This is a genomic window from Aquibacillus kalidii, assembly GCF_014280935.1.
Classification (GTDB): Bacteria; Bacillota; Bacilli; order Bacillales; family Amphibacillaceae; genus Aquibacillus_D; species Aquibacillus_D kalidii.
In genome coordinates, this window is the sequence record NZ_JACLZI010000062.1 from 43,647 (window position 1) to 60,266 (window position 16,620).

At 39.7% G+C, this 16,620-nt stretch carries 13 protein-coding genes and 1 pseudogene; 7 read left to right on the plus strand and 7 right to left on the minus strand.

From position 1 onward, the window contains the following. Positions 1-319: 319 nt before the first annotated feature. On the plus strand, positions 320-637 hold the full coding sequence (locus H7K77_RS18985) for a hypothetical protein (protein WP_186580262.1): 318 nt from the start codon (positions 320-322) through the stop codon (positions 635-637). A gap of 210 nt (positions 638-847) precedes the next feature. Beyond that, positions 848-1,168: a hypothetical protein gene (locus H7K77_RS18990; protein WP_186580264.1), complete on the plus strand. Its 321-nt coding sequence runs from the start codon at positions 848-850 to the stop codon at positions 1,166-1,168. A 199-nt stretch (positions 1,169-1,367) separates the two neighbouring features. Here the strand turns inward: H7K77_RS18990 and H7K77_RS18995 are convergent, their stop codons facing one another. The 4 genes from H7K77_RS18995 to pulA all read right to left on the minus strand — a co-directional run bounded on the left by H7K77_RS18995 (position 1,368) and on the right by pulA (position 6,240). Next, positions 1,368-1,712 carry a hypothetical protein gene (locus H7K77_RS18995; RefSeq protein ID WP_186580266.1) on the minus strand — a complete coding sequence of 115 codons (345 nt, stop codon included), beginning with the start codon at positions 1,710-1,712 and terminating at the stop codon, positions 1,368-1,370. A 246-nt stretch (positions 1,713-1,958) separates the two neighbouring features. Next, positions 1,959-2,924 carry an alpha/beta hydrolase gene (locus H7K77_RS19000; RefSeq protein ID WP_186580268.1) on the minus strand — a complete coding sequence of 322 codons (966 nt, stop codon included), beginning with the start codon at positions 2,922-2,924 and terminating at the stop codon, positions 1,959-1,961. Between the two features lie 579 nt (positions 2,925-3,503). After that, positions 3,504-3,677 carry a hypothetical protein gene (locus H7K77_RS19005; protein ID WP_186580269.1) on the minus strand — a complete coding sequence of 58 codons (174 nt, stop codon included), beginning with the start codon at positions 3,675-3,677 and terminating at the stop codon, positions 3,504-3,506. A 466-nt stretch (positions 3,678-4,143) separates the two neighbouring features. Next, on the minus strand, positions 4,144-6,240 hold the full coding sequence (gene pulA, locus H7K77_RS19010) for a type I pullulanase (RefSeq protein ID WP_235989016.1): 2,097 nt from the start codon (positions 6,238-6,240) through the stop codon (positions 4,144-4,146). Between the two features lie 302 nt (positions 6,241-6,542). Here pulA and glgB point away from each other — a divergent pair, with 302 nt between their 5' ends. The 5 genes from glgB (at position 6,543) to H7K77_RS19035 (ending at position 14,677) form a co-directional block, all read left to right on the plus strand. Next, positions 6,543-8,450 (plus strand): 1,4-alpha-glucan branching protein GlgB, encoded by a 1,908-nt coding sequence (gene glgB / locus H7K77_RS19015; protein ID WP_186580489.1) that lies wholly within the window; start codon positions 6,543-6,545, stop codon positions 8,448-8,450. Continuing rightward, positions 8,447-9,589, plus strand: a complete 1,143-nt coding sequence (locus H7K77_RS19020) for a glucose-1-phosphate adenylyltransferase (protein ID WP_186580273.1) — start codon at positions 8,447-8,449, stop codon at positions 9,587-9,589. The genes glgB and H7K77_RS19020 overlap by 4 nt, the downstream gene beginning before the upstream one ends. A 61-nt stretch (positions 9,590-9,650) precedes the next feature. Next, positions 9,651-10,754 (plus strand): glucose-1-phosphate adenylyltransferase subunit GlgD, encoded by a 1,104-nt coding sequence (glgD, locus tag H7K77_RS19025; RefSeq protein WP_186580275.1) that lies wholly within the window; start codon positions 9,651-9,653, stop codon positions 10,752-10,754. Positions 10,755-10,764: 10 nt separating this feature from the next. Further along, positions 10,765-12,195, plus strand: a complete 1,431-nt coding sequence (glgA, locus tag H7K77_RS19030; RefSeq protein ID WP_186580277.1) for a glycogen synthase GlgA — start codon at positions 10,765-10,767, stop codon at positions 12,193-12,195. A 55-nt stretch (positions 12,196-12,250) separates the two neighbouring features. Next, the gene (locus H7K77_RS19035) at positions 12,251-14,677 is read left to right on the plus strand and encodes a glycogen/starch/alpha-glucan phosphorylase (RefSeq protein ID WP_328701168.1); all 2,427 of its coding nucleotides are present in this window, start codon (positions 12,251-12,253) and stop codon (positions 14,675-14,677) included. A 278-nt stretch (positions 14,678-14,955) separates the two neighbouring features. Here the strand turns inward: H7K77_RS19035 and H7K77_RS19040 are convergent, their stop codons facing one another. The 3 genes and pseudogenes from H7K77_RS19040 to H7K77_RS19045 all read right to left on the minus strand — a co-directional run bounded on the left by H7K77_RS19040 (position 14,956) and on the right by H7K77_RS19045 (position 16,617). Next, positions 14,956-15,342: a hypothetical protein gene (locus tag H7K77_RS19040; protein ID WP_186580281.1), complete on the minus strand. Its 387-nt coding sequence runs from the start codon at positions 15,340-15,342 to the stop codon at positions 14,956-14,958. Between the two features lie 105 nt (positions 15,343-15,447). After that, positions 15,448-15,672, minus strand: a pseudogene (locus tag H7K77_RS21405) (hypothetical protein). A 369-nt stretch (positions 15,673-16,041) separates the two neighbouring features. Then, positions 16,042-16,617 carry a class I SAM-dependent methyltransferase gene (locus H7K77_RS19045; protein ID WP_186580283.1) on the minus strand — a complete coding sequence of 192 codons (576 nt, stop codon included), beginning with the start codon at positions 16,615-16,617 and terminating at the stop codon, positions 16,042-16,044. Positions 16,618-16,620 lie beyond the last annotated feature (3 nt).

Genomic DNA, 16,620 nt, shown 5'->3' on the forward strand with positions numbered 1-16,620 from the left:
GAACCGAGGTGAAGAAGTGCAAATACAAATTTCATTAATCATATTAATAATAATAATTTTGTTGCTTAGAGGAACCAAAAATGGCAGTATGAAATTTACTGTTAAAAGGTTTTTATTAGGTTTAGTTGTAACTATTGTAATTATTAACACAATAATGTTTTTCATCTTGAGATAGATTAATTTGTGAACTATTGTACTTAAAGTAAAGGATGCTTATCTTTAGAACCGGTCCACTATTTAGGCAGCTTTATATAATAAAGTAAGAACTTATAATAACCTAAAGTTGGATAGTAATGTTAGTAGTTTAGAGGTGAAAACAATGCAGATATATTTTCAATCAATGAAGAAAAATGTATTTTTAATTTTAATTACATTTGTGCTATTGATTCTTACATTCGGATTTTGGTATGGATTGCCGTTATACGGATTATCTGAGTATTTTTTTGAAACCGATATACCAAGATTTATATCGTTTGTTTCTATTTGTTTGGGCGTTGGTTTTTGCTTTTCTTTATTTTTCATCCCATTTCATCTATCTTTTGCGAAAGAATACGCAACTAGTAAACAAAAAAAGATGTTAAAAGTCCTTTTCATTACACAAAGTATTTTAATTATGCTCGTTGCGATGCTTTTTTAAATTTTTTATTTAATTGTATCCTTTACAGCTATCTAAAAAAAGAGTAGTTCACAATATGTGTAGTGTTTCACTTACGCTATCGGGTGCTTATCTTCAAGAAGGATTAAGCACCTTTTTTTATTAAAGTAAAGGGAAGAAAAGTTGAACAATAACCGAGAAAAAATGTTAAACTATAACTAACAAATTCATGAATTTAAAGGAGACAAAGTAATGAAAATCAAAATGCTCATTTCTCTAACATCTTCACATGAACAAAAAGAAAATAATAGTATTGAAATGGTAATGAAAACATTTGAATCAACGATTCGCCCTGTTAAAGGAGACATTATTGATGATCCCGGATTTGACTCAAGATTTCATAATGGCTATGAGGTTGTAAAAGTTACTATAAATTATGAGACAAATGAATGCTATGTATCTCTGCAGCCACTTGCAATGGAATTAGAGGAAATTAGTATCAATGACTATATAGACAAACTAGTAGCAAATGAATGGCGTATTGTTTCAAAAGAAGAACTATTAACTCGCTAAAAGAGAAAGATTTACCGCATTTCCACTATATCTGCATCGGGTGCGATAGTGCGATAGTTCAACTTGGGGACGGTTCTTTTGCTCCCACTTTACTAAAAGAAGCAGGAGAACTGTCCCCATGCTTCTTTTTCAATTATACCTCATTAAAGATAAGCACCCGATAGTGACACAAGCAAGATAATAAAAACTTTACGTTTCTTTAACCATGCAAGAAATAGATTGCAAACATAATTAGAAGGGAAATTAATATACTCTTCAGTTTGTTCTTTCTCCACATATCAACTACTGATACAGTACCACCGACTGCAAGTATTATAATTCCAACCGTATTCACTACATCTGTTCTAAGAAAACTACCAATCTGAGCTATAAAGATACCAACAATCGGAAACCCCATTGTGAAAATAAAACGAGGTGTCTTAAAATCTCTTTTTGCAGATTCCCTATCATCCACATTCATCTTCAAATAGGTTCTAGTTATCATAAAAATAGGGATTCCCCACATAATAAAAAATGAAACCAACCTGTCAAAATCGATATTCAAAAAACCCCTCCAAGCTGAATAATCACTAATATTTATTCTAACATAAATGTCGCAACACTTTGTAAATAATGGAAGTTAAACGTTTAATAGGTACCTTACATCGAGAATGTATTGCTAATCACGCAATAATTTTAAAAAAAATGACTAATAAATTGTCCTACAATTCATTAGTCATTTTAGCCCTCGTATTTATTGTTTGCGATAGGTAACGGAACCCCTCAGGAACTGTCCCTCCGCTTTTTAACATCACATATATTTGTCCACAAATCCCCATACAGTGTTCCAGTACAAGGCAGGGTTTACGGTTACTGCTTCGCCATGGCCAGCCCCTTCAATCACAAGCTTTTCTTTTTCTACTTGTGCTGCCTCATAAACCTCATCTAGCATTTCATAAGGCACGAAGGAATCTTGATCTCCATGAATAAATAGCATTGGTGTTTTACTCTTGGCAACTTGTTCAACTGCCGAAGCCTCATACAAACCATATCCTGCACGCATTTTAGCAACTGTATCAGCTGCATTTATGACAGGAAACTCTGGTAAATTAAACAAATCCTTCAGCTGATAAGTAAATACACCGCTAACCGTAGAGTATCCGCAATCCTCTACAATCACCTTCACATTAGACGGTAGCTCTTCCCCAGAGGTCATCATAACGGTAGCTCCACCCATAGATACGCCTAACAATACAATTTCTGCTTCAGAGTCTTTTTGGATAATTTCATCAATCCATTGCAGCATATCAAGGCGGTCATGCCAGCCCATTCCAATGTAATTTCCTTCACTCTCGCCATGTCCACGAAGGTCAGGCGCTAGCACATTATATCCTTTATCATGAAAATTACGAACCCATCTTGTCATATGTGAAGCACGACCACTATATCCATGTGTGACAATCGCCCATTTATGATTAGCTTCGTCATTTTCATAAACATCTGCATGCAGCGCTAACTCCAAGTCATCCTGAGATACAATCGTAAGATCTGATGGTTCATTTTCTTTCGCAAACTCTTCATCTGCCCAGTCTTCGGCTTCAGCAACGCTAGCCACCACGGCTTCGCTTTCTTGTAAGTGTTCATTTCCCTCTAAGAAATCTTTTTCTTCCTGTGCATTTAATGCAAAATTATAAAAATAATTCCCAACAGCCCCGTAAGCAACAACCAAAAGGACAACTACGATGGATAATACAATGATGAATTTCTTCTTTTTCACGTTATTCTCTCTCCTACCAGTACTGTTTACCTATTTTTTTAAAACAGTACCACTATATTATAAAAAAAACATAAAGTCCCCATCACTAATTCCCTATCAATCCACAAGTGAGGAGATAATATATTAAACTTAATTTCTTTTATTATATAGGAAAAAAAGTCACGAATGCACGTACAAAATATTTACTTTTGTAAGCATGGGGACGGTTCTGTTGCTTCCCTTTTTAACAAACATTCTGCTTTTTCAGAAAAGGTATTACCTCCCTAAGCTCTAACAAATATTATTGTGTGTAATAGAGTCCGTGATCGACTGGCACACTTTATCTAGGCAAGACCACTTAATCAAACGTTTGTTTAATATCTCCTAAATCCCATTACAGCAGCCCAAACCACAACCTAATATATTCATATAGGCTCTTTACTTGCACCTAATATCAGAAGACCTGTACACGCAAAAAATCTAGTTCCCTTATATAAATACTGGAACTAGATTAATTGTAAACCATTCCCATTAAGGGAATTCTTATAATTTTCATATATACGTTGGAGGGGATAACTATTCCCTCGCCTCCTCCATCCTTTAGCTAAGATAGACAGTACCTTTAAACTTAATGTCTATCTTTTCTGATGTTTCTTTCATAACCTTTTTGACAAGCTCTTTCGCTTGCGATAGTGCATCTAGCATTCCGTCTGCTTCGATTTTCACCTCTTTGGTATCGGTTACATTATTTAGTAAGAAGATATATTGCTTCATGATGTGTTCCACCCTTTTCTATTTAACTAGTACGTACATTTATAATACAATAAATAGTAAGCGGTTTCAATACCTTTTTGAATTTTTTTAAAGGTTATAAGTACAAGTTACATTATCTGACTCTCGTATATACCTCTTTACTCAGTAACCACCGCTTCCCATGATTAATAGAATTCCTAAAATCACTTCTGTACACACTGAAACGATGGTCTTATTAATTTAGGCCTTTTTGTAATCATTAATACTTTTGGCAAAACTATATACACTACACAGTAAATATCATTTCACAACGAATGCTCTATATTAGTGCAGATATTTCGCTGCTGCGCACAATACCGCAACGATTCCCCTCGATTAGTGCAGATATTCGAAGCAGCAGCAGCACAATACCGCAACCATTCACTCTCAACTCTATCATTACCCAAGCAAACACAGTCCATGAAAGTAACCAATTACCCACTACCAACTATCCTCTACGCTTCACCCAAACCGCCAATTCATAAGCTCCTAGTTTAGTAGATAAATCAATTTGGCAGCTAACGATCCTGCTAGCTTTACTCAAGTTACTTAAACATTTTTGCCATCTTCCAGTAGCAGGCATTTCGACTAGCCGATCCTGGTCTGTCGGGTTAACAAAGACAACAATATCCTCCTCCACCCCCATAAGCATAAAGCCCAATACGGGGTCAGGTGCTACAATCATGTGCAAATGATCATCAATCTCCCTAACAGTTTTCATTCGAAACAAATAATATTTTTTCCGTAAAGCAATAAGGGAACGAACCCAGTCCACGTTGTCATCGTGAAACGCCCGACGCTCCCAATCTAATTGGTTAATAGCATCTCCAGATAGATAGCTATTTTCATCCCCCTGCTTCGTTCTATAAAACTCCTGCCCCGCATGCAAAAACGGAATGCCCTGACTAAGAATGACCAATCCAGTTGCAAGCTGATGCATTCGTATCCGAGCATGATCATCAAGCTCAGGATTCGATAACAGTAACCTGTCCCATAGCGTATGATTATCATGACATTCCACATAATTAACCGATTGTTTCGGATCTAGAAACATTGCAAAATTAAAGCGTGACTGGCAACATCCCGACACTAATTGGTCCATACGATTGTGATGCTTGCCGTGCCCATTTACAAAGCCCGTATCAACTGCGTCAAACTGACTCCCCTTCACAACATCCCGAAACTGATCATTGAAAAAGCTGATCCCAAGTAATTGATCCGCTTGTGCCAAACTAGCCATCTGCTCTGCAGCTAATTGCGTATCAAGCTCCCAGCCTTCTCCTAGTAAAAGAATCGGCCTATCTACCTCTAGGCAATGCTCGCGAACCATCTGCATCGTCTTCACATCGATTAATCCCATCAAATCAAAGCGAAACCCGTCCACCTGATACTCCTCGATCCAGTAATTAACACAGTCCAAGATCAACTTCCGCACCATTTTTCGTTCTGTAGCAAGGTCATTTCCAGTCCCACTCCCATTACTCAATTGGCCATCCGAATGATATCGGAAGTAATAACCAGGTACTAGTTTTTCCAATGCAGATTCTGCTTGGTCAAACACATGGTTAAACACAACATCGATAATGACAGCCAAGCCTTGCTGATGAATAGCATGAATCATTTGCTTACATTCCTTCACCCGAACAGAAGGTATCGTCGCATCCGTCGCATAACTACCCTCTGGCACAAAATAGTACAATGGATCATAGCCCCAATTATAGCCATCCTTAGGGTTCTCCTCATCAACACGTGCATAGTCCTGAATCGGCAAAAGCTGGACATGCGTACAACCTAACGAAGCAATATAAGAAAGTCCGGTTGATAAGCCTGCCTGTGTACATGTGTTTTTTTCTGTTAAACCTAAAAATTTCCCTTTATGCTTTACTCCACTACTTTCCGCAACCGTGGCATCGCGAACATGCAACTCGTAGATGACTGCTTCTTCTGCAGGGATACTTGGATAGAAAAGCTCTCGAAATTGATCAGGGTCCGTGCTAGTAAGATCCAACACAACACTAGAACCACTGTTGGCTGTCATCGCTATTGCATAGGGATCATTTACAAGCTGCTCCTTCCCATTAACCGTAACAATATACGCATACAACGCCCCATGCCAATCACCTGCGACCGTTAAGTGCCAGGCACCACAGGACTTTCGACTCATAGGGTGTGTGGTGTTGTTTAATAATAGTTTTACTTCGACTGCTGTTGGTGCCCAGACGTGAAATGATGTCTGGCTTTTCGTGTAGTGGAATCCTAGCTGCTCCTCGCTAGCGTCATATACGTCATCAAACCAGGCAGTACGAACAACCTTTCTTGGGTAAATTGGAAAAACATGATCCTCCCAAATCAGTGTTGCATCCTTCCCAAGCTCCATCGGCTTCGTTAACGTAATCTGTGCCATCCTATCATCATTAACATCAACTGAGTCGATAGCTAAGCTTGCTTCTTCGATTAACACCTTTGGTTCACAATCGTTCCATCCACTAACTTCCGATAAATCAACCGTCAGCCTATCCTTTTCATCCAGCCAGGCAATTGTCATTCCCACGGGCTAACCCCCTCGTATTTTTACAAAAAAAACACATTCTTTACCCACATATTCGATCCGATACCTTACATATACTGAACCATCTCACCTTTTATTTTTGCTGTAAAAAAATCTTACCGTATTTCCACAAACCTTCTCAGGAAAACAATCATGTATCTCACTTTCGTTAATATAATATACTATCAAAACAATTCTCTTCTTAGACTCCTCATTCCTATTTTTTTCATTTCTTACAACTACAAAGTTATTCATACGCCTATACACAACTATATTATGAACAAGGAAGGAAGCTTTTGATGCGAATTCCCATTTCAGATCAAGCGATTTACTTATTTCACCAAGGAACGAATTATTTCAGTCACCATCTACTTGGCTGTCACGAAACAACACATAACAAGCAGAAAGGATTGCGTTTTGTTGTTTGGGCACCACATGCATCAAAGGTAGTACTAGTAGGCGATTTTAATGATTGGAAAGGTGAAGAACACCAGTTAGAAAAGGTTAGTAGTACTGGTTTATGGGCGGGGTTTTTTACCGAGATAAAAGCAGGTATCCCCTACAAATATAGGATTACCGCCGCTAACGGGCAAGTGCTGTTAAAAGCAGATCCATATGGTTATCAAGCAGAGCTAAGGCCGAGAACCGCAACACTTACGCCATCTTCTGCTAAGTATATGTGGGGCGATGGAAAATGGGAATCACGAAAGAAACAGATTTCTGTCTATGAACAGCCCATCCTTATTTATGAGCTTCATTTCGGATCATGGAAAACAAAAGCAGATGGCACCTATTACACGTATGTAGAAATGGCGGATATCCTTATTCCTTATGTGAAGGAGTTAGGCTACACCTATATCGAGCTACTACCACTTGCAGAGCATCCGTTTGATTTGTCCTGGGGCTACCAAATTACTGGCTACTATGCCGTTACGAGTCGCTATGGGAAACCGGATGAATTTAAGTATTTCGTAGATGCGTGTCATCAAAACGACATTGGCGTAATCATGGACTGGGTGCCTGGTCATTTTTGTAAGGATGAGCAAGGCTTAAGGCAATTTGACGGGGAACCACTCTATGAATACGCAGATCCTAGAAAAGCAGAAAAAAAGTCATGGGGCACACTTACCTTTGACTATGGTAGACCAGAGGTGCAGAGCTTTCTGATCTCCAATGCGATATATTGGCTCGAGGAATATCATATTGATGGCCTTCGGATAGATGCTGTTGCGAGTATGCTCGATTTGAATTTTGATCGCCCTGACGACGAGGAACCACTGAAAAATGGCTACGGCGGAACCGAAAACTTAGAAGCACTGGCATTTATCAAAAAGCTAAATGAAGTTGTCTTTCAGTTCTTCCCTGGTGCGCTCATGATGGCGGAGGATAGCTCTGATATGCCCGGCGTCAGCAAACCAACCTATTTAGGCGGACTCGGCTTTAACTTCAAATGGGATATGGGCTGGATGAATGACATGCTCACCTACATGAAGTATGACCCGGTTTATCGCAAGTGGCATCACAACTTACTCACCTTCTCGTTCATGTACACCTATAGCGAAAATTTTGTTTTACCCTTGTCACACGATGAAGTCGTCCATGGTAAAAAATCGTTATTAAATAAAATGCCCGGTGATCAATGGCAGCAATTCGCTAACCTCAGACTCTTATTTGGCTACATGATCGCCCACCCAGGTAAAAAGCTCCTCTTCATGGGAGGTGAGTTTGGGCAATATATTGAATGGCGTGACGAGTATGAATTAGACTGGCTATTATTTGACTACCCCCTGCATGGCCAGCTGTTTGATTATGTGAAAGCATTGAATCATTTTTACCGCAACCAACCTTCTCTCTACAGACTAGATCATGAACCAGCTGGATTGGAATGGATTGACCCGAACAACAATGAACAGAGCATCCTTGCTTTTAAACGAAAAAGCAAACAACCTTCTGAGGACCTACTTATTGTTTGTAACTTCACTCCCTCTGTATATGAGGATTACAAAGTCGGCGTAACCGATCCAGGCACATACGAGGAAATCTTTAATTCAGACTGTTCAAGCTATGGTGGCTCAAATCAAATCAACACGAACAAGCTCATTAGTATCCCAGAACCGTGGCACGAACAAAGCGACCATATCAACATAAATGTACCGCCACTGGCAATTTGTTTTTTCAAACTGTTACCCAAGGAGGACCTGCTATGAAAAAAGAGTGCGTAACCATGCTATTAGCTGGTGGTGCCGGAACAAGATTGGGAAAGCTGACCAAAAATCTTGCCAAGCCGGCTGTTCCATTTGGCGGAAGGTATCGAATCATTGACTTTCCGTTAAGCAATTGCCTTAACTCACGTATGTTCACAGTCGGAGTCGTCACCCAATATTCCCCACTCGTACTAAACAAGCACGTTGGCGTCGGAAAGCCATGGGACCTAGACCGGATGAATGATGGCCTTACCGTGTTGTCCCCTTTTACCGGATTTAACGGTGGTAACTGGTACTTAGGTACAGCAGATGCGCTCACAAAAAACCAAGCATTCATCGAAAGCTACGACCCTGACTATGTGCTCGTCCTATCTGGTGATCATATTTACCACATGGATTATGAAAAAATGCTCGCACAGCACAAGCAAAACAACGCCGATGTGACGATCTCTGTATTAGAGGTGCCATGGAAAGAAACGTCACGCTTTGGGATTCTCAATACAACCGATGATATGAAAATCTATGAATTTGAGGAAAAGCCAACAAATGCCAAAAGCAATCTAGCATCGATGGGAATCTATATTTTTAACTGGAAGCTGTTAAAGGAATATCTCGAGATGGATCGGAATTCTACAGATTCGGATCATGACTTTGGAAAAAATATTTTACCAGCCTTATTACACGATGGCCACAAGCTATATGCCTATCCATTCAAAGGCTATTGGAAGGATGTTGGAACAGTTGAGAGCTATTGGGAAGCACACATGGATTTATTAGAAGAAGACCTAGAGCTTTTCTTGCACAACAATGAATGGCGCACCTATTCCCATGATTCTAATTTTGCCCCACAGTTGATTGAGGCAAATGCTGACGTCCATCAGTCCCTTATCAATAACGGCTGTATTGTTGGCGGTAAGCTAGACCGATCTATTTTGTTTGAGGATGTCCATGTTGCAGAAAACTCTTACGTTAAGCAATCGATTATCCATCCAGGTGTTCGAATTGGTGCACATGTCCATTTAGAACGTGTTATTGTCCAAGAAAACGTCGTTATTCCGGATAACACAACGTATATCGCCCAGGCGGATGAGGAACCTATCGTCATTTCTCCTGACTTTTTCGAACAAGCTACCTCGTCATGACGGGGATCCGAGTAGAAGGCATCCAATAGATTACTAGAAAATAAAAAGCGAGGGTGCATAGATGAAGACAATGATGGGGTTAATTAATTTAAATAATGAGCATGATTTTCTAAATGAACTTACCTATTTTCGCTGTGGTGCTGCAGTGCCGCTTGCAGGAAGATTTCGGCTAATTGATTTCACACTATCGAACATGGCTAAATCAAACATTCAGGAAGTAGCTATTTTTACAGGCAACAAATATCGTTCTTTAATGGATCATCTTGGCTCCGGTGCAGATTGGGACTTAGACAGACGCCACGGTGGCTTGTTTATTTTACCACCTGATTGGAACGATCCAACCGATATTTCCAAGGGAGATTTACGACATTTCCATAACAATCTCGACTACTTTGAACGTGGAAAATCAGATTATGTGCTGATTAGCGGAAGTCAATTTGTTTCAAACACCGTTTACCAGGATCTGTTCGACTATCACATCGAAACAGGCGCAGACGTGACGCTACTTACAACAACCTATGATTTATTACCAGAGCACCATGCCTGTGTAAAAGTAAGGGTTGACGAAAACAATTGGGTTACCTGCCTTTCCAATGATACGAAAAACAGACACGTTTTTACGAATGTTTACGTGATGCGCAAGTCGTTGCTATTAGAGCTGGTCCAGGATTGTATCGCGAATTATAAAACCCATTTCTTTTCCGACGGGGTAAAAGCAAACCTAGATCATTTAAAGGTTAATGCCTATCACTATGATGGCTACAGTGCGATTATTAATTCGGTTGAAAGCTATTACAGGCAAAACATGGCCCTCCTAGAAACCGAGTCATACAAGCAATTGTTTTCAGAAGGAGCTCCCGTGTTAACGAAAATCGGCAACCAGCCCCCTACGAAATATCGTGGAACATCCAAGGTCAACCAATCGCTAATCGCCACAGGATGCGTCATCGACGGTACAGTAGAGAACAGTATTTTGTTTCGTGGTGTGGAAGTACGTGATGGAGCAGTTGTTAAAAATTCGATCATTATGCAGCGTTGCACCATTGAGCAAGGCGTTCATTTAGAAAATGTCATCCTCGATAAGGATGTTCACATAACCGAGAATCAGGCACTGAAAGGCGCCAAGGAAAAGCCTTTTGTGATTGCGAAAAGAAAAACAATATGAGGTGCATGTCATGGAGAAAAAAATCTTATTTGTCGCATCAGAGTGCAGTCCTTTTGTCAAAACAGGTGGGTTAGCCGATGTAATCGGTTCTCTACCACAGGCTCTGAAAAATCAAGAAACAGATATAAGGGTCATCCTCCCTCTATATGAAGACATTATCACCAATTATTTTGACAACATGGAACAAGTCGCAACGATCCAAGTTTCTGTTGGTTGGCGTAAGCAAGAGGCCGTTATTTATCACTATACACATGACGATATCCCCTACTACTTTATTGGCAATGACTATTATTTTGCCCGAAAAGGAATTTATGGCTATTACGACGACGGGGAGCGATTCGTCTTCTTTTGCCGAGCTGTTGTCGATGCCTTGTCTGTCCTTGACTTTCAACCTGACGTACTGCACGGCCACGATTGGCAGGCTGGTCTTGCTTTGTCCTTCGCTAAAATTTTGCAGCCAATTGACGAGCTGAAGACGGTGTTTACGATTCACAACATTAAATATCAAGGGATTTTGCCAATCGATACGTTCGATGAGTTATTTAGCATCCCGCGTGAACATATACCTGGTATCGAGTGGAATGGACTGTTGAATTGCATGAAAAGCGGCCTATTTCATGCAGATAAAATAACGACGGTTAGCCCTACTTATGCAGAAGAAATTCAAACACCCTATTACGGGGAAGGACTGTATAGCCTGTTAAAGGAACGGCAATCCGATCTAAGTGGCATTTTAAACGGGATTGATGTGGAACAATTCAACCCAACTAAAGATCCTTATATTCCGAAAAACTACAGCGATTGTAGGGAGGATAAATCAGAAAATAAACAGCTTCTCCAGGAAAAGTTAGGACTTCCAATCGATGGCGAAATCCCACTGTATGTTTTAATTAGTCGCTTAGTGGACCAAAAAGGACTCCATCTCCTTCAAGCTATATTGGATGAATTTTTGCAGCATGATGTCCAGGTCGTCGTATTGGGTACTGGAGATTATGAATTTGAAAATTATTTCTATCACGCCCAACAAAGGAATAAGCAAAAATTTGTCGCCTATTTAGCCTTTGACGAGGGCATTGCCAGACACCTTTATGCGGCAAGTGATTTCCTACTGATGCCTTCCTTGTTTGAGCCATGTGGTTTATCGCAGCTCATTGCCCTGCAATACAAATCGGTGCCGATCGTTCGCGAAACTGGTGGGTTAAAGGATACGATCACCCCCTATAACGAGCTTACGTCGGAAGGAAATGGCTTTAGCTTTACGAATTATAATGCGCACGACCTGCTTCATGTTTTAACTTATTCCCTTCGCATTTATCACGACCAAGAGCATTGGAAAAAGCTACATGATAATTTGAATAAGTGTGACTTTAGCTGGAAAACTTCTGCTCAAAGCTACCAAGCGCTTTATGACAGCTTACTAGCGTCTGTTCACGATGCTTAAGACACGATTACTGGCTAAAAAACGCCGTAATGTGTATAGAGGAGGCTATTATACTTTGAAAATTTGGACGGTTGGAAAATTGGTACGTTTAATTACGAGCTATACTGATGACATGTACGGGAAGCAGGTACGCGATGCAACCAATCAGGAAATCTTTCAAGTCGTATGTCGATTTGTTAACGAGAAAGTGAACAAGGACTGGGAGCACACCACGAATGGATACGATAAAAAAAGGCCGAAGCAAGTGTATTACTTATCGATGGAATTTCTGATTGGACGTCTATTGGAAAGTAACTTACTAAATGCCGGTGCACTTGATACGTGTAATGAGGCACTGAAAAAGCTAGGCTTTGACCCATCAGTTGTCTACAACCAGGAGAATGATCCAGGACTCGGAAATGGTGGATTAGGCAGACTTGCTGCATGTTTTCTAGATTCATTAGCCTCCTTGAGCTACCCTGGTCATGGACACGGCATCCGCTACCAGAACGGAATGTTTGAGCAACGATTTATAAATGGCTACCAAACCGAGTTACCAGACTATTGGCTAAAGGACCCTTATCCATGGGAGACGAGAAAGCCTGATGAAGCAGTTGAAATCCAATTCGGCGGGAATGTCCAGATGATACCTTGTCAGGACGGTTCCCTAGAATTTAAGTATCAACATACAGATAGACTCTTAGCCGTTCCTTATGATGTGCCAGTTGTCGGCTACCAAAACAAAGTAGTCAATACACTACGTCTCTGGAGTGCCGAGCCAGTTGGTGCTGATGAGGATTCAACAACGAGTGAAGCTGACTATTATCATCAGTTAGATCATGACCATACGATTAAGCAAATTTCTAACAACCTTTATCCAGATGACTCGACTGAACAAGGCAAACAACTGCGTATCAAGCAGCAGTATTTTCTCGTTGCCGCTAGTCTAAGCAAGATTGTGAATGATTATAAAAAGAATGTGCGAATGTCTCTCGCTGATTTCCCAAAAAAAGTAGTCATTCAAATTAATGATACCCATCCTAGCCTAGCCATACCTGAACTGATGCGGATCTTAATGGATGAAGAAGGATTGGAATGGGAGGAGGCTTGGCAGATTACAACAAATGTATTCGCCTATACAAATCACACCATATTAAGTGAAGCATTAGAAACATGGCCAATCTCGATGATCCAACCAATCGTGCCACGGCTATATATGATTATCGAGGAGATCAATGAACGCTTTTGTCAGGGAATCTGGTTTGATCACCCTCCTTTACGTGACCAAATCCCACAAATGGCAATTATTGCGGACGGGCAAGTGCACATGGCCCGACTGTCTATCGTCGGAAGCTTTAGTGTCAATGGCGTAGCTAAGCTACATACAGATATCATTAAAAAACAGGAAATGAAAAACTTTTATAGCCTATATCCTACTCGCTTTAATAACAAAACGAATGGTATCACACACCGCCGCTGGTTACTGATGACAAACCCAAGACTGACTAATCTCATTTCAGAAACAATCGGTTCGAAGTGGATTTCACGTCCAAGAGAACTAACCCACTTACTTCGTTATATTAAGGATCGCTCCTTCCTTGAGGAGCTCGGCCAAATCAAGCAGCAAAACAAACAAGACCTGGCAAGCTATATTCATCAAACAACTGGCATTGTCGTCGATGAACATAGTATTTTTGATGTCCAAATCAAACGGTTACACGAGTACAAACGGCAGCTGCTGAACATTTTTCATGTCATTTATTTGTATAATGAATTAAAGGAAAATCCACAGCTAGCGATTACACCAAGAACGTTTATTTTTGGTGCAAAAGCAGCTCCTAGTTATTATTTTGCCAAAGAAGTGATTAAGCTAATTAATACGGTCGCCTCGATTGTGAACAACGACCACAGCATAAGGGGAAAAATAAAGGTTGTTTTCCTAGAAAATTATAACGTAAGCTTGGCCGAAAAAATTGTTCCTGCGGCCGATCTTAGCGAACAAATCTCTACTGCTGGGAAAGAAGCATCTGGCACTGGCAATATGAAAATGATGATGAATGGTGCGATTACGATTGGAACATTGGACGGTGCCAACATTGAAATCAAGCAATTAGTCGGGGATCCTAACATTTTCATGTTTGGGCTTCGTTCCGAAGAAGTGTACGATTACTATCAAACTGGTGAGTATGAGGCAAATGATATTTATCAAAATGACGAGCGGATTGGGCAAATATTAGATCAGTTAAAGGCAGACAAGTTTTTCGGAAAAGACGTTAACTTTTCAAGCATCTACTACCATCTACTTTCTAACAATGATCCCTATTTTATCTTAAAGGATTTCGATAGCTACGTGGAAACCCAACAGTTTGTTGACCTAGCCTATCGAAATCACGACAAATGGCTATCCAAAAGCTTGGTCAACATCGCCCACTCCGGCAAATTCTCAAGCGACAGAACCATCCAAGAATATGCCACCGGAATCTGGAAAATCAAAAAACAGTAGGGACAGTGGGGACAGGTCCCTTGTCCCAGTTTCTAGTAACAAGCAAGATGTAGAAGAAGGAAAAAGCATAGTAATAGGGGAGGTTGTCCCTGTTAAGCAACCTCCCCATATATCCCTTTTCGTATTAACATTTATGATCATAATTGCTATGAAACTCTTACCTATCTTTCGTTTTGAATTTCTCCTAGTGTACACTATATACGAATCCTTCCTGAATTTAGTAGGCTACTAGTTTCCATATTATTAAACTAATTTTTTTGCAAAATAATTCTATCCACTTAAAAGTTATGCCATTCTAAATGTTTTATATCAGCTATTGTAGAAACCTCATTCTGAAACCATTCCATATTACCAGCAAATTTTTCTGAGCATGAAACCGAAATTGAAGTAGCTCGTTTCCCCTGTACACATCTGACATGGCAAAGGTAAGTTGTAGAACTGTTTGGTGTTTTCTTTACGCTACTGTAATAAGGTGCAAGTTCATATCGATAATCCGCAGCAAGACTGTCAAAGTACCGAGTAGAAACCGCCTCTTTTAGCTTTGAATATGTGTACTGATCCAGTCCCCAACGAATAATTCCACTGCCATCCCCTAGCTCTATTTCTACCTTTAAATACCTTCCTATCTTGTCTTTTGATACGTCAAGAATGCGAAAATATTTCACTTAAGAACACCCCACCTAATACTTGCCTTATGAAAAATAGACCTAAAGATACTAACTATCAAGCACTCTCTTTATTTAACTTTTTCTGATTGCATTGCATAATTCCTATTTCTTACCTTTTCGTTCTAAAAGTTTGGGAGCTATTTAGTAGGATAGAAACAATTGTCAAAAACCATATTACCCTTTCATAATTAGGTACTTCCCATAATGCAGACCAATCTTCTTTTTTTACCCAATCCGATACAAGACTGTATTCTGCACAAAGTGTTAATGCTGTAAAGACAATCCCATCGCCATAGCAAGCTTATAATCCTTTCCTGCTTTAAACATACAATATATTTTTATTTATGGCGTGAAATAATTCTATTGCTAACCTTAGTTTAATATCAATACTTCACATTATCATAAGTTTCCGTAATAAAATTTTACCAGAAAATAGAAAAAAGTCAGTTATTTTCCCAAAAATTCATAGATTGTTGCTCCACAGTATTTAGGTATATACGACAAAACGATCACCCTAAAAGAGTGATCGTTTTAATGAATTTTACTTAGTTGCTAGTATCGTTGAACTATATCTGCATTTACTTCACCTTGTTAGTAATGCTTTTCAAACATAAACACGCGTTCTGCTTATTATCAATTATATACTTTAGAGACACTTAATGTCTTTAATTATACAGAGATTTAATCCTTTATACCTCAATCTGTCTTCTGCACAACGAGAATGTATAGAGCTTTCGCCGGGAAAAATTTCTCTGTTATCTGAAATCCGGCATCTTTCATTTTCTGCTCCATTCCTTCCAATGTAATTCTCGGTGCTTTCTCGGAACTTCCTTTTGGTTGTAGTTCAAGACAGATTAAATAGCCATCTTTTTTTAATACATTTTTCATTTGATCTAACAGCGGTGCCAGGGGCTGTATTTCATGTAGTACCAGAGAAGCAATTATCATATCGATAGAGCCATCAGGTAAAGGAAGTGCCTCCTCCATACTTCCCTGAACCGGGACAATATTCGTGAGCTGTTCCTTCAAGGCTTTCTCATTTATTATTTCTAGCATGGAAGGATCAATATCCAGCGAGTAAACATTGCCTTTGATTCTTTTCGCCGCAGGGATGGAAAAATAACCGGTACCTGCGCCAAAGTCCAACAAGCTGTCCGTTTCCTTTAAAGGAATCATATTTAGCAGCTGTTCCGGGGAGAATTCTTTTCTTCGTTCGGGACTTTCCAAGTACGATACTTTTCCTTTACTGTGCTTGCCATTAAGGTGATGCATATA

Excerpts from the sequence above, each read along its gene's own strand:
- H7K77_RS18985 (WP_186580262.1), top strand. The coding sequence starts at position 320 with ATGCAGATATATTTTCAATCAATGAAGAAAAATGTATTTTTAATTTTA.
- H7K77_RS18990 (WP_186580264.1), top strand. The coding sequence starts at position 848 with ATGAAAATCAAAATGCTCATTTCTCTAACATCTTCACATGAACAAAAA.
- H7K77_RS19005 (WP_186580269.1), bottom strand. The coding sequence starts at position 3,677 with ATGAAGCAATATATCTTCTTACTAAATAATGTAACCGATACCAAAGAG.
- pulA (WP_235989016.1), bottom strand. The coding sequence starts at position 6,240 with ATGACAATTGCCTGGCTGGATGAAAAGGATAGGCTGACGGTTGATTTA.
- glgB (WP_186580489.1), top strand. The coding sequence starts at position 6,543 with ATGCGAATTCCCATTTCAGATCAAGCGATTTACTTATTTCACCAAGGA.
- H7K77_RS19020 (WP_186580273.1), top strand. The coding sequence starts at position 8,447 with ATGAAAAAAGAGTGCGTAACCATGCTATTAGCTGGTGGTGCCGGAACA.
- glgD (WP_186580275.1), top strand. The coding sequence starts at position 9,651 with ATGAAGACAATGATGGGGTTAATTAATTTAAATAATGAGCATGATTTT.
- glgA (WP_186580277.1), top strand. The coding sequence starts at position 10,765 with ATGGAGAAAAAAATCTTATTTGTCGCATCAGAGTGCAGTCCTTTTGTC.
- H7K77_RS19045 (WP_186580283.1), bottom strand. The coding sequence starts at position 16,617 with ATGCATCACCTTAATGGCAAGCACAGTAAAGGAAAAGTATCGTACTTG.